General features: G+C 71.3%; 16 protein-coding genes. 7 read left to right on the forward strand and 9 right to left on the reverse strand.

The window, feature by feature from the left end; all coding sequences use genetic code 11:
• Positions 1 to 120: 120 nt before the first annotated feature.
• On the forward strand, positions 121 to 2,907 hold the full coding sequence (ppc, locus tag AC507J_RS19055) for a phosphoenolpyruvate carboxylase (RefSeq protein WP_496290515.1): 2,787 nt from the start codon (positions 121 to 123) through the stop codon (positions 2,905 to 2,907).
• Positions 2,908 to 2,984: 77 nt separating this feature from the next.
• Here the strand turns inward: ppc and AC507J_RS19060 are convergent, their stop codons facing one another.
• Positions 2,985 to 3,737, reverse strand: coding sequence for a hypothetical protein (locus AC507J_RS19060; protein WP_496290516.1), 753 nt, complete (start codon positions 3,735 to 3,737; stop codon positions 2,985 to 2,987).
• Positions 3,738 to 3,892: 155 nt separating this feature from the next.
• On the opposite strand from AC507J_RS19060, the gene AC507J_RS19065 reads away from it, so the two are divergent.
• Complete coding sequence (locus tag AC507J_RS19065; RefSeq protein WP_496290517.1) at positions 3,893 to 5,074, forward strand: DNA recombination protein RmuC; 1,182 nt, start codon at positions 3,893 to 3,895, stop codon at positions 5,072 to 5,074.
• A gap of 150 nt (positions 5,075 to 5,224) precedes the next feature.
• The gene (locus tag AC507J_RS19070; protein ID WP_496290518.1) at positions 5,225 to 8,491 is read left to right on the forward strand and encodes a S8 family serine peptidase; all 3,267 of its coding nucleotides are present in this window, start codon (positions 5,225 to 5,227) and stop codon (positions 8,489 to 8,491) included.
• Between the two features lie 108 nt (positions 8,492 to 8,599).
• Here AC507J_RS19070 and AC507J_RS19075 read toward each other — a convergent pair whose 3' ends face one another.
• From AC507J_RS19075 to AC507J_RS19085, 3 genes are all read right to left on the reverse strand, one after another.
• The gene (locus AC507J_RS19075) at positions 8,600 to 9,463 is read right to left on the reverse strand and encodes a hypothetical protein (RefSeq protein ID WP_496290519.1); all 864 of its coding nucleotides are present in this window, start codon (positions 9,461 to 9,463) and stop codon (positions 8,600 to 8,602) included.
• A 141-nt stretch (positions 9,464 to 9,604) separates the two neighbouring features.
• Positions 9,605 to 10,048 (reverse strand): hypothetical protein, encoded by a 444-nt coding sequence (locus AC507J_RS19080; protein WP_496290520.1) that lies wholly within the window; start codon positions 10,046 to 10,048, stop codon positions 9,605 to 9,607.
• Positions 10,049 to 10,099: 51 nt separating this feature from the next.
• Positions 10,100 to 11,089, reverse strand: a complete 990-nt coding sequence (locus AC507J_RS19085) for a 4-hydroxy-3-methylbut-2-enyl diphosphate reductase (RefSeq protein ID WP_496290521.1) — start codon at positions 11,087 to 11,089, stop codon at positions 10,100 to 10,102.
• A gap of 93 nt (positions 11,090 to 11,182) precedes the next feature.
• On the opposite strand from AC507J_RS19085, the gene xseA reads away from it, so the two are divergent.
• Both xseA and AC507J_RS19095 read left to right on the forward strand, forming a co-directional pair.
• The gene (gene xseA / locus AC507J_RS19090; protein ID WP_496290522.1) at positions 11,183 to 12,421 is read left to right on the forward strand and encodes an exodeoxyribonuclease VII large subunit; all 1,239 of its coding nucleotides are present in this window, start codon (positions 11,183 to 11,185) and stop codon (positions 12,419 to 12,421) included.
• 362 nt (positions 12,422 to 12,783) lie between these two features.
• Positions 12,784 to 13,014, forward strand: a complete 231-nt coding sequence (locus AC507J_RS19095) for an exodeoxyribonuclease VII small subunit (RefSeq protein ID WP_496290523.1) — start codon at positions 12,784 to 12,786, stop codon at positions 13,012 to 13,014.
• A 313-nt stretch (positions 13,015 to 13,327) separates the two neighbouring features.
• On the opposite strand, the gene AC507J_RS19100 is transcribed toward AC507J_RS19095, so the two are convergent.
• From AC507J_RS19100 to AC507J_RS19110, 3 genes are all read right to left on the reverse strand, one after another.
• Positions 13,328 to 14,179: a hypothetical protein gene (locus tag AC507J_RS19100; RefSeq protein WP_496290524.1), complete on the reverse strand. Its 852-nt coding sequence runs from the start codon at positions 14,177 to 14,179 to the stop codon at positions 13,328 to 13,330.
• A 149-nt stretch (positions 14,180 to 14,328) separates the two neighbouring features.
• Positions 14,329 to 15,132, reverse strand: coding sequence for a hypothetical protein (locus AC507J_RS19105; RefSeq protein ID WP_496290525.1), 804 nt, complete (start codon positions 15,130 to 15,132; stop codon positions 14,329 to 14,331).
• Between the two features lie 98 nt (positions 15,133 to 15,230).
• On the reverse strand, positions 15,231 to 15,890 hold the full coding sequence (locus AC507J_RS19110; protein WP_496290526.1) for a DUF4245 domain-containing protein: 660 nt from the start codon (positions 15,888 to 15,890) through the stop codon (positions 15,231 to 15,233).
• A gap of 166 nt (positions 15,891 to 16,056) precedes the next feature.
• Between AC507J_RS19110 and glpX the strand changes: the two genes are divergently transcribed.
• Both glpX and AC507J_RS19120 read left to right on the forward strand, forming a co-directional pair.
• On the forward strand, positions 16,057 to 17,088 hold the full coding sequence (gene glpX, locus AC507J_RS19115) for a class II fructose-bisphosphatase (protein WP_496290527.1): 1,032 nt from the start codon (positions 16,057 to 16,059) through the stop codon (positions 17,086 to 17,088).
• Positions 17,089 to 17,092: 4 nt separating this feature from the next.
• Positions 17,093 to 18,106: a DMT family transporter gene (locus AC507J_RS19120; RefSeq protein ID WP_496290528.1), complete on the forward strand. Its 1,014-nt coding sequence runs from the start codon at positions 17,093 to 17,095 to the stop codon at positions 18,104 to 18,106.
• A 39-nt stretch (positions 18,107 to 18,145) separates the two neighbouring features.
• On the opposite strand, the gene AC507J_RS19125 is transcribed toward AC507J_RS19120, so the two are convergent.
• A complete protein-coding gene (locus AC507J_RS19125) occupies positions 18,146 to 18,799 on the reverse strand; it encodes a rhomboid family intramembrane serine protease (protein ID WP_496290529.1) in 654 nt (217 codons plus the stop codon).
• 214 nt (positions 18,800 to 19,013) lie between these two features.
• A complete protein-coding gene (locus AC507J_RS19130) occupies positions 19,014 to 19,694 on the reverse strand; it encodes an aggregation-promoting factor C-terminal-like domain-containing protein (RefSeq protein ID WP_496290530.1) in 681 nt (226 codons plus the stop codon).
• Positions 19,695 to 19,722 lie beyond the last annotated feature (28 nt).

Consider the following 19,722-nt stretch of genomic DNA (forward strand, 5'->3'; position numbering starts at 1 on the left):
CGGGGGCTCCTCCGATACAAAAGGCGTTAACGAGGGGCCCTTCCTTTCATCGGGGTTGAGCTGGATACGATCGGGGGAGTCGGACAGCGCTGTCCCTCGTACTCAGGTGAGGAGCGCATGGTGACCGACCAGCACGATCATGATGGCCCGGACGCCGCCCTGCGCGCCGACATCCGTCGCCTCGGCACGCTGCTCGGGCAGACGCTGGCCCGCCAGGAGGGCCGCCCCCTGCTCGACCTCGTCGAGGAGATCCGCGCCCAGGTCCGCACCGATCCACCGGCCGCTGCCAGCCGGCTGGGTGGGCTGGACGTGACCACCGGCACCAAGCTGGCCCGCGCCTTCTCCACCTACTTCCACCTGGCCAACATCACCGAGCAGGTGCACCGGGCCCGTGACCTGCGTCGCCGCCGCGCGATTCACGGTGGCTGGCTGGACCAGGCGGCCAAGATGATCTCCGAGCGTGGGGTGCCGGCGGAGGAGATCGCCTCGGTGGCCCGCCGGTTGGCGGTACGCCCGGTCTTCACCGCGCACCCGACCGAGGCGGCCCGCAGGTCGATCCTGTCCAAGCTGCGCGCGATCGCCGACGAACTGGACACCGAGACGGCCAACGCGATCCTTTACGGCGCCAGCGACGAGGGCCCGGCGAACCGGCGGCTGGCCGAGCTGCTCGACCTGATGTGGCAGACCGACGAGCTGCGGCTGGACCGGCCGGATCCGACCGACGAGGCCCGCAACGCCATCTACTACCTGCGCGACCTGTACGCCGAGGCCGCCCCGCAGGTGCTCGACGACCTGGCCGAGACGCTGCGCACCCTCGGCGTGGAGACCTCGCCGACGGCCCGCCCGCTCAGCTTCGGCACCTGGATCGGCGGGGACCGGGACGGCAACCCCTTCGTCACCCCGACGGTGACCCGCGAGGTGCTGGCCATCCAGCACGAGCACGGGCTCTCCGCCACCGAGGCGGCGATGGAGGAACTGATCAACGAGGTGTCGGTCTCCCGTCGGTTGCGCGGGGTGTCGCTGGACCTCTCCGCCAGCCTCGCCGCCGACCTCGACGCGCTGCCCGAGGTGGCGCCCCGGTTCCGGCGGGTCAACGCCGAGGAGCCGTACCGGCTCAAGGCCCGCTGCGTACGCGCCAAGCTGGCCAACACCCGGGCCCGGCTGCGGCAGGGTACGCCGCACGTGCCGGGGCGGGACTACCGTGGCTCCGCCGAGCTGATCGCCGACCTGGAGCTGCTGCGCGCCTCGCTGGCCCGCAACTCCGGCCAGCTCACCGCCGTCGGGCGGCTCGCCTCGACCATCCGTACCGTCTCCGCGTTCGGCCTGCACCTGGCGACGATGGACGTCCGGGAGCACGCCGAGAAGCACCACGAGGTGCTCACCCAGTTCTACCGGGCGGTCGGCGAGGTCGACGACTACCCGGCGCTGACCCGGCTGGACCGCACCAAGCTGCTCGCCGACGAGTTGACCGGGCGTCGCCCGCTTTCCACGGCGGACACCCCGTTGACCGAGGCGGCCCGCAAGACGTTCGACGTGTTCGGCACCATCCGCGAGGCGCAGGACCGGTTCGGCAGCGAGGTCATCGAGTCGTACATCATCTCGATGACCCTCGGGGTGGACGACGTACTGGCCGCGGTGGTGCTGGCCCGCGAGGCCGGGCTGGTAGACGTGCACAGCGGCCGGGCCCGGATCGGCTTCGTGCCGCTGCTGGAGACCCCCGCCGAGCTGAACGCCGGTGGTGAACTGCTCGACGAACTGCTGTCGCTGCCCGCGTACCGGGCGCTGGTGGCGGCCCGGGGTGACGTGCAGGAGGTGATGCTCGGCTACTCCGACTCCAACAAGGAGGCCGGCATCACCACCAGCCAGTGGTCCATCCACCGGGCCCAGCGGGCGCTGCGGGACGTGGCCGCCCGACACGGCGTGCACCTGCGGCTCTTCCACGGCCGGGGCGGCACGGTGGGTCGCGGTGGCGGGCCCACGCACGACGCGATCCTGGCCCAGCCCTACGGCACGCTGGACGGCGCGATCAAGGTGACCGAGCAGGGTGAGGTCATCTCCGACAAGTACACGCTGCCCGCGCTGGCCCGGGAGAACCTGGAGCTGAGCGTCGCCGCCGTGCTCCAGGCCACGCTGCTGCACACCGCGCCCCGGCAGCCGGCCGAGATGCTGGAGCGCTGGGACGCCGCGATGGACGTGGTGTCCGAGTCGGCGTTCCGGTCGTACCGGTCGCTTGTGGAGGACCCGGACCTGCCGGCGTACTTCTGGGCTTCCACGCCTACCGAGTTGCTCGGCGCGCTTAACATCGGCTCCCGGCCGGCGAAGCGACCCAACACGGGTGCCGGACTGTCCGGGCTGCGGGCCATTCCGTGGGTGTTCGGCTGGACCCAGACCCGGCAGATCGTGCCCGGCTGGTTCGGCGTGGGCTCCGGCCTGGCCGCTGCCCGGGAGGCCGGGCTGGCCGACGTGCTGGCCGAGATGCACCGCAACTGGCACTTCTTCCGCACGTTCCTGTCGAACGTGGAGATGATGCTGACCAAGACCGACCTCGGCATCGCTCGCCGGTACGTGGAGACCCTGGTCCCGAAGAAGCTGCACCCGATCTTCGCCAAGATCGAGGAGGAGTACGAGCTGACCCGGCGCGAGGTGCTGGCCGTCACCGACTCGCCCGACCTGCTGGAGAGCTCCCCGGTGCTCCAGCGCACCCTCGCGGTCCGCGACACCTACCTGGAGCCGCTGCACCACCTCCAGGTGGCGCTGCTGCGGCAGTACCGCGACTCGGGTGCCGCCGGGCGGGCGGTGGTCACCGCGCCGGGTGGCCGGCGTGCCCCCAGCGACGGCACGGCTCTGGAGCGTGCATTGCTCACCACGGTCAACGGCATCGCCGCCGGCATGCGCAACACCGGCTGAGGTGTAAGGAAGGGGCCCTTGTTAACGCCTGCGGTAGAGGAAGGGCCCCTTCTTAACACCGGCTGATCGACCGGGCGTCAGATGTCGAAGCCGCCGCCGAAATCGCCGCCGCCGAAGTCGCCGCCGCCGAAATCACCGCCGAAGTCGCCGCCGCCGGGGTCGTCACCGCCGAAATCACCACCGCCGAAGTCGCCGCCGGTATCGCCCATGCCAGCGGCGGCGTCGTAGCCGGGGTCGCCGAACGACGGCGAGAAGAGCGCGTCGGCGATCAGCATGCCGCCGATGACGCCGGCACCGGCACCCAGCGCCGTCTTCCACCACGGGGTGGAGTACCAGCCGGCCGGCACCGGTCGGCCCTGCATCCGCCCGCCCGGGTAGTAGTACGGCGTGTCCCGGCCCGGCTGCGGGCCCGCCTTGAACGTCTGGCCCTGCACATCGACCTGACGCGGCACGGTCAGCTGCCCGGCACCGCTCGCTGCGGCCAACGGCGGCAGGTCCGGCCCCGGATCGATGCCGAGCGCCACCCGGGCGGCCCGGATGTAGGTGAGGCCCTCGATCGCGGTCTCCCGGGCCAGCCGGTACTGCGTGGCGCTGCGCGCCTGCTCCAGCTGCGAGCCGGCGGCGTGGTAGCGCTCAGCGGCGTCGGCCAGTGCCTGGCGTACCGCCGGCTCCTCGCCGCTGAGGTTCATCACCTGTCCGCCGAGGCGCTCGTACCAGCGTCGCGCGTCGGCCTGCACGTCGGCGAGGTCACGCGCCGCGCGCTGCCGCTGCCACCGCGCCACGCCGACGCCGAGGACCACCAGAAGGACTATGACCAGCAGAAGTTCCACGAGTCAAACGTACCCACCCGGTGCCACGGACCAACCTGCTCCGTGCACCGACCGCAGCACGTCATCCGCCGGACCGGAGGCCGCCGGGGCGCTACCGGCCCGACGGCGGCACTTCGTGAGCGGCGCCGGTCGTCGTTGTTTGGCAAGCTCGTGGCGTGGAGTTCACGACCTTGGTGGTTGTCGTCGTCTGTCTCGGTGCCGGTGCGGCGGTGGGCTGGTTCGCCGGCCGGGCGCGCGCGGCTACCGAGATCGCCCGGCTGGACGCCACCCTGCGCGCCACCCGTGACGGCGAGGGCCGGCTGGAACAGTCGATGCGGGCGTTGAGCTACGAGGCGACGGCCCAGTCGCAGGAGGCGGTCGCCAGGGCGGTGGCGCCACTGCACGACACGCTGCGCCGCTACGAGCAGCGCGTGGCCGAACTGGAGCGGGACCGGGTCGACGCGTACGCCGAGTTGCGCGAGCAGGTGCGCTCGATGAGCGCCGTCTCCGGCGAGCTGCGTACCGAGACGAAACAGCTGGTGGCGGCGCTGCGCGCGCCTCAGGTACGCGGCCGGTGGGGCGAGCATCAGCTACGCCGGATCGTCGAGGCCGCCGGCATGCTGGAGCACTGCGACTTCTCCGAGCAGGTCACCGCCGCCACCGACCAGCAGACGGTACGCCCCGACCTGGTGGTCCGCCTGCACGGCGGCCGGACCGTGGTGGTGGACGCCAAGGCGCCGTTCGACGCGTACCTCACCGCGATGGAGGCACGCGACGAGCGCAGCCGGGACGCGCATCTCGACGCGCACGCGAAGCACCTGCGGGCTCATGTGGACGCGCTGGCGGCCAAGTCGTACTGGGCGGCGTTCCAGTCCACCCCCGAGTTCGTGGTGCTCTTCGTACCGGCCGATCCGTTCCTGGACGTGGCGTTGCAGCGCGATCCGACGCTGTTGGAGCACGCCTTCGCCCGCAACGTGGTGCTGGCCACTCCGGCCACCCTGGTCGCGATGCTGCGTACGGTGGCCTGGTCCTGGCGGCAGGAACAGCTGGCCCGCAACGCGGTCGCGGTGCATTCGTTGGCCCGGGAACTTTACGCACGCCTTTCCACGCTCGGTGACCACGTGGGCAAGCTCGGTTCCTCGCTCGGTGCCGCGGTGACCGCGTACAACCGGGCGGTGGGATCGCTTGAGGCGCGGGTGCTGGTCAGCGCGCGCAAGCTGGCCGAGCTGGGTGTGTCCGACCGGGAACTGGCCACGCCGGACCAGGTGGAACTGGCTCCCCGGCAACCACAGGCACCCGAACTGGTCGCAGATTCCACATCGGATGATCGAATCCGGTCAACCAAATCGGTGCCCTGACTGACAACTATGTGACAGCGCGAATTACGCGTATCACGAGATGGTCACAACGTACCGGGCGGTAGTGACATCGACGGCCGGCACCACGAAGGATTCGCTCACGCGTGCCCTGCTTCTGAGGGCGCCTGAGTTCTCTGGAGGAAAGAGAACGTGAGTAAACCCCGAAACCTGAGCCGGCGTACCTCCGCCGCGCTCTTCGCCTCGGTCATGGCGGCCGGCGCCGTGACCGTGGCGGGCGGTGCCGCCACCGCAAGCGCCGCTCCCGCCGGCCCCGACCCCGCGCAGGTCACCCCCGCCGAGGCGCTGGGTCAGCACGACGCCAAGCTGCTCGCCGAGGCCGAGGCGAAGAAGGCACCCACTGTCACGATGATCGTCGCCACCGAGAAGGGGAAGGCAAAGGAGGTCGAGGGCGACCTCAAGGAACTCGGTGCCGCGGTCAACGAGCGCTACGACACCATCGGCTACGTGCTGGCCAAGGTGCCGACCAGCAAGGCGCTGAAGGCCGCCACCCTGCCCGGCGTCGCCGCCGTCGACCTGGACCAGGAAATCCAGCTGCCCGACCCGAAGCCGGAGGCCGTCCAGGGCGCCAAGAAGGCCGAGAAGCAGGGCAGCACGCTCAGCGGCCCGGGTGACAACACGCCCGCCGACAACGCGTACATGCCGACGGGCGAGATCGGTGCGGTCAAGTTCGTCAAGCAGAACCCCAAGTGGGACGGGCGCGGCGTCACCATCGGCATCATGGACTCCGGTGTGGACCTGGAGCACCCGGCGCTGCAGAAGACCACCACCGGCGAGCGCAAGATCGTCGACTGGGTCACCGCCACGGATCCGTTCGAGGACTCCACCTGGCGACCGATGATCACCCAGGTGACCGGTCCGACCTTCACCGCGGCGGGACGCACCTGGACGGCACCGGCGGGCAACTACCGGTTCAACCTGTTCAGCGAGTCGATCACCGAGCGGAGCGACCCCGCCGGTGACGTCAACCGCGACGGTGACAAGACCGACCAGTGGGGCATCCTCTTCGACCCGACGACAAACAACGTCTGGGTCGACACCGACCAGGACGGCGACTTCACCGACGAGGCCGTGATGCGGCCCTACAAGGAGAAGTTCGACGTCGGCTACTTCGGCACCGACAACCCGGCGACGCCCGCCAAGGAGCGGATGTCCTTCGTGGTCGAGTACCGCAAGAACGTCGACACCACGCCGCTCGGCGGCCCGGGCCTAGTCGACTACGTTAACATCGGCATCATCGAGAGCGCGCACGGCACGCACGTCGCCGGCATCACCGCCGCCAACAGCATGCTGGGCAACAAGGCGTTCAACGGTGCCGCCCCCGGCGCCAAGCTGGTTTCCTCCCGTGCCTGCTCGTGGGGCGGCGGCTGCACGTACGCCGCGCTCACCACCGGCATGGCCGACCTGGTGATCAACCGTGGGGTCGACGTCATCAACATGTCGATCGGTGGCCTGCCGGCGCTCAACGACGGCAACAACGCCCGCGCCACCCTCTACAACAACCTGATCACCACCTACGGGGTGCAGATGTTCATCTCGGCCGGCAACTCCGGCCCGGGCGTGAACACCATCGGTGACCCGTCGGCCTCCAGCAACGTGGTAAGCGTGGCGGCGAGCGTCAGCAAGGACACCTGGCTGGCCAACTACGGCTCGGTGGTCAAGAAGAAGAACGCCCTGTTCAACTTCTCCTCGCGCGGCCCGCGTGAGGACGGCGGCGCCAAGCCGAACATCACCGCGCCGGGCTCCGCCATCTCCACCACCCCGGTCTGGCAGGCCGGCAGCCCGGTCCCCGAGGCCGGTTACGCCCTCCCGCCGGGCTACGGCATGTTCAACGGCACCTCGATGGCCTCTCCCCAGGCCGCCGGCGGCGCCGCGCTGCTGCTCTCCGCCGCCAAGGCGACCGACCAGGGGGTCACGCCGGCCGCGCTGCGCCGGGCCATCTTCAGCTCGGCCAAGCCGATCGCCGACACCCCGACGTACGGCCAGGGCTACGGCATGCTCGACGTGCCGGGCGCCTGGAAGCTGCTGCGCAAGAGCGTGGAGCCGAACGAGTACGTCGCCGACGCCCCGGTCTGCACGGCGCTCTCCGGTCAGCTGGCCACCCCGCACCGGGGCACCGGCGTCTACAACCGCTGTGGCTCCACCGAGGGCGGCCACAAGGTGAACCAGTCGAAGTCGTACCAGGTCAAGCTGACCCGGACCACCGGCCCGACCGGCAACGTCAAGCACAACATCGGTCTGCGCGGCAACAACGGCACCTTCTCGGCGCCGAAGAACGTCACGCTGCCGCTGAACAAGGCCGTCACCATCACGGTCACCGCCAAGCCCAAGGCGGCGGGTGCGCACAGCACGCTGGTGACCATCGACGACCCGGCCACCAACACGATCGACTTCGAGTTCTCCGCCGTGGTGGTGGCCTCGAACGACGTCAGCAAGCCCAACTTCGCGTACTCGGCGCGTGATTCGGTGGACCGGAACAGCACCACGTCGTACTTCGTGACGGTCCCGCCGGGTGCCGGTGCCCTCCAGGTGAACCTCGCCGGCATCGCCACCGGGTCGCAGACCCGCTTCATCGCCATCAACCCGTGGGGCGTCCCGGTGGAGAGCACCTCCAGCCTGGCCTGCTTCACCAACTTCATCAGCACGGTCGTCTGTGACTCGTTCGAGCGTGACTACGCCAACCCGATGCCGGGTGTCTGGGAGATCGAGGTGGAGTCCCGGCGGACCTCGCCGGCGCTGAACAACCCGTTCCAGCTCCAGGCCCGGGTTCAGGGCGTCGCGGTCGACCCGGCCGTGGTAGAGCTGCCGGCGGTCACCGCCGGTGCCCCGACCCCGGTGACCTGGTCGCTGAAGAACACCTTCGGCCCGGTCTCGGTGACCGGGCGCGGCGGCCCGCTCTCCAGCGTGCACGCCGAGCGGCCGACCATCGTGGAGCTGGCCCAGCAGGAGTTCATCGTCGAGGTGCCGGCGGGGGCGACCACCTTCACCGCCCGCATCGGCAACCCGTCGAACGCCGGCGCCGACCTCGACCTGTTCATCTACCGGGGCACCACCCTGGTCGGGCAGCAGGCCGACGGTGACTCGGAGGAGGCGGTGACCCTGACCAACCCGGTCGCGGGCACCTACCGGGTCGTCGTCGACGCGTACGCGGTGGACGGTGCCGGTGGCAGCACCGAGTACGACTACCAGGACTCGTACTCGTCTCCGGCGCTCGGCACCCTGACGGCGTCGAGCGGCACGCTCACCCTGGCGCACGGGGCCACCGGCACCCTCTCGGGTACGGTGACCGCCCAGTCCGCCCCGGCCGCGGGCCGGAAGCTTTCCGGTGAGCTGGCCGTGGTGACCACCGAGGGCGCGGTCGTCGGTCGCGGCACCGTCTCCATCGGCGCGGTGAACTGACACCACCCGCACCACACGGGAGCCCGTCCCCGGATCTCCGGGGGCGGGCTTCCGTCCGTTACCCGGCGGCTCGATCCGCTGCCGCTACCCGACGCCCCGGCCTTTCTCCTATCCGTCAGCCGGGCCAGCTCCGCTGTCGGCAGGCTGGATCCGCTCCGCGTCGGTGACACGCAGACCGACCACCAGCAGCAGGAAGCCGGTCAACTCGGCAGCGCTCGTCAGGGCCGGGGCCGTGGCCAGGGTCGGCGTGAAGGCGAACATCTCCGTGAACACCACACCCGGGTCCGCCGGGTACGCCGACAGCCGCTGCGGGCCGAGGGCCATGGCGGTGTCCAGGTAGAACACGGCGGCCAACGCCAGCAGCCCGGCACCGCAGGCCGCGAGCCGGCGTCTCTGCCCGACCAGCATCGTGGCCAGGGCGATCGCGCCCAACGCGAGTACCAGCGGCGGCGTCAGGGCCGCAGTGAACAGCTCGTTGCTGTCGGACCGCCCACCATCGCCGGCCCAGGCCGGCCGAGCGTTGTGGTGATCGTGGGCCAGCCGGATCGCCGCGTAGCCGAGTACCAACCCGCCGGCCAGCACCGCGCCGACCAGAACCCCTCGGCTCGGACGGCCGGCGGACCGCCTCGCCACCAGGGCCAGCACCAGGACGACGACCAGGGGCGCCCAGGTCAGTTCGAGCCCATCACGCAAGCGCCCGCTCAGGTCGAGCGGCTCGTACCGGAACACCTGCCAGCCGTAGTCGACGCGGTCGGGAGGCATCGTCCGGAGCGCGTCGAGCACCAGCACGGCGAGCGCGGCCGGCACCGCCCAGCGCGGCGACGGCAGCCCGGCGAGCAGCGCGTACGCCAGGAGCAGAAGCAGCGCCAGCACCTCGGCCTGACGCAGGATCGGCGCGTCCGTGAGCACGCCCACCACATGGGCGACCCCCAGCACCCCCGCCGCCGACAGAAGCATCGATCGGAAACGCATCGACGCATCCTGCCAGCCGCCCCCGACACCGCCTCAGTTGATCATGAGGTTAGCGGCGGTTCAAAGATCAGCTACTGCCGCCAACCTCATGGTCAACGCGGGTGGGTGGGGGTGGGGCGGGGTGGGGTGGGGTGGGGTGGGTCAGGCGCGTTGGGCGGAGGCCACCTGGAAGGGGGTGCCCTGCTGGCACGTCGTCATCAGGCCGGGATTGGGGCGGCCGGTCACGGTCACGGTGGCACCGGCGGTCAGTACGTCGCGGGGGCCGCCGAGCAGCAGGTACCCGTCGAGCAGGAGACAACCGGGCTCGACGCCAGCCTCGATCCGGCCGGTCAGGGTCAACTCACTGGTCGCGGTCGGTCGCGGCGGAGTGACCGCGCCCTTGCCCGGGTGGCCGGGCGCGGGCGGGTTCACCGGATCGGTGGGCTGCGGGAGGGGGCCGGTCGGATCCGGGGTGGGCAGCTCGGTCACGGGTGATGCCTCCGTCGAGATCGGGGCGGCGGAGCCGTCCCCGGCGTCCTGACCGGCGCAGGCAGCAAGCGCCGTGCAGACGATCAGCGCGGCGGCGGCGATCCGAATGGTCCTCATGTCAGCTCTGACGCGGTGGGCGGGCCGATCGTTCCCAGCGGGCGGGACGGATCAGGCGCGAGCCGCCGCAGCGGCCTTCATGTCACGCTTGAGTTCCTGCGGCAGCGAGAAGGTGAGCCGCTCGTTGGCGGTCACCACCTCCTCCACGTCGGTGAAGCCACGCTGGGCGAGGTGCGTCAGCACCTCCTGAACCAACTCCTCCGGCACGCTCGCGCCGGAGGTGAGCCCCACCGTCTGCGCCCCGGCCAGCCAGGCGTCGTCGATCTCGTGGGCGAAGTCGACCAGGTGCCCGGCGCGGGCGCCGGCGTCCAGCGCCACCTCGACCAGCCGTACGGAGTTGGAGGAGTTACGCGAGCCGACGACGATCACCACGTCACACTCCGCGGCGATCTCCTTGACCACGTGCTGCCGGTTGCTGGTGGCGTAGCAGATGTCGTCGCTGGGCGGCGACTGGAGCATCGGCAGCCGCTTCTTGAGCCGGGCCACCGTCTCCATCGTCTCGTCCACCGAGAGCGTGGTCTGCGACAGCCAGACGACCTTGTTCGGGTCCCGCACGGTGATCCGGTCGGCGTCCTCCGGGCCATCCACCAACTGGATGTGCTCCGGCGCCTCGCCCGAAGTGCCGATGACCTCCTCGTGGCCCTCATGGCCGATGAGCAGGATGTCGTAGTCCTCGGCGGCGAACCGCTTCGCCTCGTGATGCACCTTGGTCACCAGCGGGCAGGTCGCGTCGATCGCCTTCAGCGACCGCTGCTTCGCCTGCTCGTAGACCTCGGGCGCCACGCCGTGCGCGGAGAAGATCACCGTGGCGCCCTCGGGCACCTCCTCGTTCTCCTCCACGAAGATCGCGCCCTTGGCCTCCAGCGTCCGCACCACGTGCTTGTTGTGCACGATCTGCTTGCGGACGTAGATCGGTGCGCCATAGAGCCTGAGCGCCTCCTCGACGGTCTGCACCGCTCGGTCGACGCCCGCGCAGTAGCCGCGGGGCTTGGCCAGGAGCACGCGCTTGCCGGTCCGGGAAGTCGTCTCAGCCTCAGTCACCCCCTCATCGTACGCGGGCCCGCCGTCCGCGCCTCCCGAGCAACCGGCGCAGGCCCACCGTCCGCGCCTCGCGGGCGGCCTTAGGGTGGGCGGATGAGCGCGGACGGGTCAGCACCAGGCACGGGTACGCCGCCGAGCAGCTCGGAGGAGCCCTGGCCGGTGCGGGTGGTCAGCCAGAAAATCGGCGCCTGGGTGGCGCGGCTGGGCTGGGTCTGGGTCGACGGGCAGGTGGCGCAGATCAGCCGCCGGCCCGGCGCGAACATGGTCTTCCTCACCCTGCGTGACCCGTCGGCCGATCTCAGCCTCACCGTCACCACCAACCGGGACGTACTCGATTCCGGTGCGCCCGAGCTGCGCGAGGGTGCCCGCGTCGTGCTGCACGCCAAGCCCGAGTTCTACGCCGCCCGGGGCACGCTCAGCCTCCGCGCCGACGAGATCCGCCAGGTCGGGCTCGGCGAGCTGCTGGCCCGGCTGGAGAAGCTGAAGAAGCTGCTCGCCGCCGAAGGGCTCTTCGACCGGGCGCGCAAGCGTCGCCCGCCCTTCCTGCCGGGGCGGATCGGGTTGATCACCGGCCGGGCCAGCGCCGCCGAACGGGACGTGTTGACCAACGCCCGCCGCCGCTGGCCGGCCGTGGAGTTCCGGACCGTGAACGTGGCCGTCCAGGGACCCGCCGCCGTGCCGCAGATCGTGGACGCGCTCCGGGTGCTCGACGCCGACCCGAGCATCGACGTGATCATCCTGGCCCGGGGCGGGGGCGGCATCGAGGACCTGCTGCCCTTCTCCGACGAGGCGCTGTGCCGGGCCGTGTACGCCTGCCGTACGCCGGTGATCAGCGCGATCGGCCACGAGACCGACGCGCCGCTTGTCGACTACGTCGCCGACGTCCGGGCGTCGACGCCCACCGACGCCGCCAAGCGGGTGGTGCCGGACCTGGCCGAGGAACTGCGCCTGATCAACCAGGCCCGGCACCGGCTGCACCGGGCCGTGCAGAACCTGGTCGACCGCGAGACGCACCGGATCGACGCACTGCGTTCCCGGCCGGTGCTGGCCCGCCCACAGGTGATGATCGAGCAACGCGCCGCCGACCTGGCCGCCCTGCGCCAGCGCGCCGAACGCTGCCTGGCCCATCGCCTCACCGCCGCCGATGACGACCTACGGCACACGCTGGCCCGGCTCCGCGCGCTCTCCCCCGCCGCCACCCTCGACCGGGGGTACGCCATCGTGCAGCGCACCGACGGCCACGTCGTCCGCGCCCCCGCCGACGCCACCCCCGGCACCCCGCTACGCCTACGCCTGGCCGAGGGCGACCTCCCCGCCACCGTCACCCCCTAAAACACCCCCCAACCCTCCCTCCCACCCACCCTCCCACCCCACCCCACCCCACCACGCGCGATCTTGCAGTTTCCGCCCCCGCAAAGAGGGCAAAGGCCGCCTATTGCCGACCGAAAGTGCAAGATCGACGGGGCGGGGCGAGGCGAGGCGAGGCGGGGCAGGGCGAGGCGGGGCAGGGCGAGGCGGGGCAGGGCGAGGCGGGGCAGGGCGAGGCGGGGCGAGGCGGGGCAGGGCGGGGCGAGGCGGGGCAGGGCGAGGCGGGGCAGGGCGAGGCGGGGCAGGGCGGGGCGGGGCGAGGCGAACGGGCGGGGCGGGGAGGGTGAAGGGGGGAGGGTGATGGGGGTTGTGGTGGGATGGGTGGGATGGGTGAAGTGAGTGGTGAGCAGAGTGGTGGGGCCGACGAGCAGCTCAGCTACGAACAGGCACGGGCCGAGCTCGCGTCGGTGGTGGAACGGCTGGAGGCCGGCGGCACGTCACTGGAGGAGTCGCTGGCGCTCTGGGAGCGCGGCGAAGCCCTGGCGGTGATCTGCCAGCGCTGGCTCGACGGCGCCCGCGCCCGCATCGACGCGGCCCGGTCCGCCCAGACCAGCTGACCGGCAGCGGTCGACCGAGCGGGTAGGCCGAAGCGGCGGGGACGCTCGGCCCCCGCCGCATTCCGCCAAATTCCGCCAACTTGCCGCGCCCCCGGCACCCCCCGGTCGCGATCCGGGAACCTCAGTCGCACCCCGGGAACCCCCGGTCGCAACCCGGGAACCTCAGTCGCACCCCGGGAACCCCCGGTCGCAACCCGGGAACCTCAGTCGCACCCCGGGAACCTCCAGTCGCGACCCGGGAACCCGGTCGCGCCCCCGGAGCCCCGGTCGCGTCCGGCAACCTCAGGCGCGTTGCGGCGACCCGGGTCGAGGCTCAGTCGAAGAGGTTGTACAGCTCCGGCGGCGCCTCGACGACCTGGTCGGCCGAGGGCTTCTGCGCGGCGGTCGCGTTGCCGTAGTCGCTGTAGGTGACCCGGATCTCCTGTGCCCGCACCTCCCCGGCGGCGGGGATCTGGAGGACCAGCTCGGTCAGCCGACCCTGCGCGTCGGTGGTCGCGGTGAACGGCACCGAGTTCGCCTGCGCGCCGAGCGCGGTGATCAGACCCTGGTCGAGCGATCCGGCCTCGGCGGCCTTCGAGACGTCGATGGTGCCGGCGTACGCGCCCTCGCCGGTACGGCGTACCTCGGTGACGGCCTGGGTGAGCACTTCGCTGCCGGCCGGGTCGACCTGGTCGAAATCGAAGCCGAGGTTGCGGTTGCCCTGGATCCGGCTCTGGTCGAGGTGCTGGTACTTGCCGAGGTTGAGCCGGTCGCGCCCGGGCACGCTCTCCGCTGCGGCACCGCTGAGGTCCAACTTGACCCAGCTGTCCGGCGTGGCGTGGATGAGGTCGAGGGTCATCGCCAGGTCGTCGCCCGCTTCGCCGATGCTCATCCGCAGCTCCGCGCTCTGGCTCGGCTGGTGCACCTGCCCCTCGGCGGTCGAGCCGGCGCCGGACATCCGGAACCGGAAGTTGCCGTTGCCGATCTCCCGCGTCGAGTCCAGCAACGCCTGCTTGGCCTCCGCGTCCGTCTCCGGTGCGGCAGTGCCGGTGGCCGTGGCGGAGGGCGTGGCGGAGGGCGTGGCAGTGGGCCCGGCCGTACCGTCGCCAGTGGTGGTGCAGGCGGCAACTCCGGGCGTGAGCAGCGCAGCGGCCATGAGACCGGCACTCAGTCGTCGTACGCTCATCGATGTCTCCCAGCAGGGTCAGCCGACGCGGCGCGCGCCGGAGGCTCACCTGCCTTGTTCCCTGCCGGCGGCTTGCGCAATCACCCAGCCGCCGGGACGCGAAACGGGGGCGAGCCGAGCCCGCCCCCGTCCGACTGCTGCCGTCCGACCTACTTGAACATGTCGTAGATCTGGTCGCTGGCCTCGATGACCTGGTCCGCCGGCGGCTTCTGCACGGTCGGCGCGGCACCGTAGTCGGCGTAGTTGATCTTGATGTCCTGCGCCTTGACCTCGCCGGCCGCGGGCACCGAGATGACCAGCTCGGTCAGCCGACCCTCCGGGTCCAGCTTCGCGGTGAAGGGGATCTCCTTGGCCTGCTCGCCCAGCGCCTTGAGCATGTCCTCGTCGGCGGCGACCGAGTCCTTGACCGCGGTCAGGTCGACCTTGCCGCTGTACGCGCCCTCGCCGGTCTTCTGCACGTCGGTGACACCCTGGAACATCGCCGCCGCGTCGGCCGGGTCGGTGCCGTCGCTCAGCAGGTCGAGGTTCTTGCTCTGGCCGGCCTTGGCCGCGTCGAGGTGCTGGTACTTGTCCTTCATCGCCTCCATGCCGGGCACCCCGGCGAAGAGCTCACCCAGGTTGACCTTCAGCCAGGTGTCCGGCTGGATCTGGATGAGCTCGAAGTCGAAGCTGATGCCCTCGACGTTCATGTTCATCGCCATCTGGGCGCTGTTGCTGGGCTTGTGGAAGACGCCCTTGCCGTTCATCGAGTCGGCGGTGATGTTGAAGGTGAAGTTGCCCTCGGCCAGGCCCTTGGTGGAGGCGACAAGCGCCTCCTTGGGGTCGGCGGGGATGGCCGGCGCGGACGAGCCGGCCGCAGCCGGCGCGTCGGTGGTGCCGGAGTTGCAGGCGGCTACGCCGGGAACGAGCAGCGTGGCGGCGATGACGCCCACGCTCCAGCGTCGAATGTTCACAGATTGTCTCTCTTCAACCAGAAAAACGGCCCGACCAACGCCGGCCGGGCATCGAACCCGGGGAGCGTAACGGATCGGCCGGACATCCGGGGGGGCGCTCAGTCGACGGCCGTCGCCATCTCCCGAAGCTCGTTGTCCCGGGCGTCACCGATCACGATCACGGTGCGCCCCGGTTGGAGCAGCACGAGTGCCTGCTCGTTGCCGCGGGCGGTGTACCGCTGCCAGGTGTTCGTCCCGAGGTCGGCCTGCCCCTGCGGCTGCCCCTCGTCGGTCAACTCGGTGGGCAGCAGCTGCTCGGCCGGCACGTCGCTCTGCACCACCTGGAGGCCCCGCCCCTCGGGTGTGACGTACCCCACGCGCAGGATCGCACCGCCCTCCGCCATGCGGTAGGTGGCCCGTACGGTCCGCCAGCCCTCGCCCAGCCCGGTCGGTTCACTCACCGGAAACGCTCCGGCGGACCGCGCCTGCTCGAAGGCGGGCGTCGGGTCGACCGTGGTCGGCTGGTCGCCGCCGAGGAATCCCCGGTAGAAGGCGAGCAGCAGGACGATCGGGACCAGCAGCACCAGCAGGGAGATGGCCATATCCCGGGGCGACCGCTCGGACTTGGCGGCGGGCTCGGCCGCTGCCGGCGCGGCGCTCGCCGTCGGCTGCAGCCGTTCCTCGGGTACGTCCGGTCCACCCGTCCGGTCGACGGGCGGCTGGTCGCTTGTCGAGGGGAGGTCCACGGGTGCTCGGTCAGCGGGCTGTGCGGGTTCCACCCCACCATTCTCGCAGCTGGCTCGACCGGCGGTATCCGGCCCATCACCGCCCCGCCCTGCTCCCGGATCCGCCATCGTGTGAGGATCAGGAACACAGCCGGCGAACGACCATGCCCAGATCAGCCGGCCCGGTCAACCCCGCACCGCCGCGAGGAGGAGCCGCTCAATGACGACCACCAGGACGCGTACCCCACAGGATCTCGACCGCAACCTCGCCCTCGACCTGGTTCGGGTCACCGAGGCGGCCGCCATGGCCGCCGGCCGGTGGGTCGGGCGGGGCGACAAGGAAGGCGGCGACGGCGCCGCCGTCGACGCGATGCGCAAGCTGATCAACTCGATCCCCATGCGGGGCGTGGTGGTGATCGGCGAGGGCGAGAAGGACAACGCCCCGATGCTCTTCAACGGCGAGGAGGTCGGCGACGGCAGCGGTCCGGAGGTGGACGTCGCGGTCGACCCGATCGACGGCACCACGCTGATGAGCAAGGGGATGCCGAACGCCCTGGCGGTGTTGGCGGTCGCCGAGCGGGGTGCGATGTTCGACCCGAGCGCCGTCTTCTACATGGAGAAGCTCGCCGTCGGCCCGATCTACGCCGACGTCGTGGACATCAACGCCGGGGTCGCCGAGAACCTGCGCCGGATCGCCAAGGTCAAGGGCACCGACGTCTCCGAGGTGACGGTCTGCGTACTGGACCGGAGCCGGCACGACGAGCTGGTCGACCAGATCCGCCGGGCCGGCGCGGGGATCCGGTTCATCTCCGACGGTGACATCGCCGGTGCCATCGCCGCCGCTCGGGGTGAGACCGACGTCGACGTGCTGATGGGCGTCGGCGGTACGCCGGAGGGCATCACCGCCGCCTGCGCCCTCAAGTGCATGGGCGGGATGATGCAGGCCAAGCTCTGGCCGCGCGACGAGGCCGAGCGGGAGAAGGCGCTGGCCGCCGGGCACGACCTGGACCGGGTGCTCACCACCGACGACCTGGTCACCGGCGACAACTGCTTCTTTGTGGCCACCGGCGTCACCTCCGGCGACCTGCTGCGCGGTGTGCGTTACCGCTCTGGCGGTGCGTACACCCAGTCGATCGTGATGCGCTCGAAGAGCGGCACCATCCGGGTGATCGATTCGTACCACCGGTTGGAGAAGCTGGCGCTCTACTCGGCCGTGGACTTCGACGGCCGACCCCTGGCAGAGCAGTCGTGACGGAGTGAGTACGGCTGGCACGGTGGCCGCGCCGACGGTGTCGGCGCGGCGCCGGGCCGGTGCGGTGGGGTTGGCGACGGTCGGCGGAGTCGCCGTCGCCATCCAGTCACGGATCAACGGCGAACTCGGCGCCCGACTGGGCGACGGCATCGCCGCAGCGGTCGTCTCGTTCGGGTTGGGCCTGTTGCTCCTGTCGGTGCTGGCACCCGCCACCCGGCACGGGCGACGCGGGCTGCGCGCCCTGCGCGAGGCACTCGCCAACGGCGCGCTACGCCCCTGGCAGTGTCTGGGCGGCGCGTGCGGGGCGTTCCTGGTGGCGACCCAGGGGGCCACGGTCGGCGCCCTCGGTGTGGCCGTGTTCACCGTGGCGGTGGTCGCCGGTCAGTCCGGCAGCAGTCTGGTCGTCGACCGGGCCGGCGTCGGTCCAGCCGGCCGGCAACCGGTGACCCCCGCCCGCTTGGGCGGAGCGGTCCTGACCGTGGCTGCGGTGCTGCTGGCGGTCGGTGACCGGCTCGGCGATCCGGCGATTCTCGGTCTGGCCGTGCTACCCCTGTTGGCCGGCGTCGGGGTGGCCTGGCAACAGGCGGTGAACGGATGGGTCCGGGTGGTCACCGGCAGCAGCCTGACCGCCACGTTTGTCAATTTCGCCGTCGGCACGACCGTGCTGGTGGTCACCTTCGTCGTCAGCCTCGCCCTGCGGGGTCGGCCGCCCGGGAGCCTGCCCAGCGAGCCCTGGCTCTACCTGGGCGGACCGATCGGCATCGCGTTCATCGTGGTGGCCGCGGCGGTGGTCCAGCTCACCGGCGTACTCCTGCTCGGTCTGGCCACCATCGCCGGCCAGGTGATCGGCGCGGTGCTGCTGGACGTGCTGCTGCCCACGGCGGCCTCGCGCCCCGACGCGACCACCCTGCTCGGGGCCCTGCTCACCCTCGTCGCCGTCGCGCTCGCCGCTGGCGGTGGGCGCAGGGCAGCGGGTAAAGCCGGGCGGCCGGTCGGGGCCGGGCGACGTGCCCGGTAGCGGCCCGGCCAGGGTGATCGTTAATGGTCAGAGCCGCGCTCAGGGCATGGTCATGGGCGACTCGGAGCGGTAGGGCCCGTCGAGGTCGGGCCGTCGCCGGCGGAAGATGATCGCCGCGACGATGCCGCCCAGCAGCCCGAACAGGTGCCCCTGCCAGGAGATCCGTTCGTCGGTCGGCAGGACGCCGACCAGCTGGCCGCCGTAGAGGAGCCCGACCAGCAGGAAGACCGCGAAGTTCCACCAGCTCCGCTCGAAGATGCCCCGGGTCAGCAGGATGCCGAGGTAGCCGAAGATGACCCCGCTGGCCCCCACGACGATCGTGTTGGGCGATCCGGTGAACCAGACACCCAGGCCGCTGACCAGCACGATCACCAGCGTGGACCAGAGGAACCGGCGAGCGCCCGCGGCCAACACGAAGGTGCCGAGCAGGATCAGCGGGATGCTGTTGCTGTAGAGGTGGTCGAAGCCGTGGTGCAGGAACGGCGAGAAGAAGACGCCGTCCAGGCCGTCGATGCGCTGCGGGATGATGCCGGCGGCGGCGTCGAACCCGGCACCGAGCCACTGGTCGAGGCCCTCGATCAGGAACAGGACCGGCACCACTGCGCACATCGCCACGAAGGCCCGGCCGATGGACGCGTAGAAGGCCTCGGTGCCGAACTGGTGCGGGTCGCCACTTCCCGGTTGCAGGGTCACCTGACAACAGCTATCAGCAAACGCCGGCAGCCGCCACTTTTCGTCCCGTCGGGGGCGGCCCACCGCCCGTCCGGGGCATTCGCGGCCCGGAGGCCGCTCTGCCGGCAGGCCCGGACGCCGCTCTGCCGGCAGGCCCGGACGCCGCTCTGCCGGCAGGTACGGCGACGGGCGGGACCCGGGTCACCCCGGAGCCCCGCCCGTCGTCGCGGTCAGGTCAGTACCAGCCCTTGGCCTGCGAATGGCTCCACGCGCTGCACGGGGTGCCGTAGCGGCCTTCGATGTAGCCGAGACCCCACTTGATCTGGGTCACCGGGTTGGTCTGCCAGTCGTCGCCGACCGAGGCCATCTTGTTACCCGGCAACGCCTGCGGAATCCCGTACGCCCCGGAAGACCGGTTGTGGGCCTTCGGGTTCCAGCCGCTCTCCTTGTTCCAGAGCTTGTCCAGACAGGGGAACTGGTCGATCTTGAAGCCCGCGTCGATCATCAGGGCACAGCCGGTCTTGCGGTGACCGCTGTACTCCTTGCAGGAGGCCGGCACCGGGCCGTCGTACGGCTTGAGGGCCTTTGCGGCGGCCTCGGCCGCCTCCTTGGCGGCCTTCTCCTCCGCGGCCTTCTTGCGTGCCGCCTCCTCGGCCTTCCGAGCCTTCTCGGCGGCGGCACGGGCCCGCTGCCGGGCCTCGGTGGCCTGCTGTCGAACCGCCCGTACCTGCCGGGAGACCTGCTGCTCCTGCCGGTATTCGACGTCGATCTGAGTTACTGTGCCGGCCACCTGCGCCCCGGGACCCGGGCGCTGCGACTGGCGGTCCTCGCTGAGGTAAAAACCGCCGGCCACGCCCACGGAGAGCAGCGCGACTGCTGCGCCACGGGCGGCGAACCGGCTCCAGGGCCGACTCACGAAGTGATCCCTTCGTCGGGGTCAGGGA

This window comes from Micromonospora sp. PRAS1, from assembly GCF_059553435.1.

Coding starts and splice junctions, on each gene's coding strand:
- AC507J_RS19075 (WP_496290519.1), bottom strand. CDS start 9,463: ATGCGTTTCCGATCGATGCTTCTGTCGGCGGCGGGGGTGCTGGGGGTC.
- AC507J_RS19080 (WP_496290520.1), bottom strand. CDS start 10,048: ATGAGGACCATTCGGATCGCCGCCGCCGCGCTGATCGTCTGCACGGCG.
- xseA (WP_496290522.1), top strand. CDS start 11,183: ATGAGCGCGGACGGGTCAGCACCAGGCACGGGTACGCCGCCGAGCAGC.
- AC507J_RS19095 (WP_496290523.1), top strand. CDS start 12,784: ATGGGTGAAGTGAGTGGTGAGCAGAGTGGTGGGGCCGACGAGCAGCTC.
- AC507J_RS19100 (WP_496290524.1), bottom strand. CDS start 14,179: ATGAGCGTACGACGACTGAGTGCCGGTCTCATGGCCGCTGCGCTGCTC.
- glpX (WP_496290527.1), top strand. CDS start 16,057: ATGACGACCACCAGGACGCGTACCCCACAGGATCTCGACCGCAACCTC.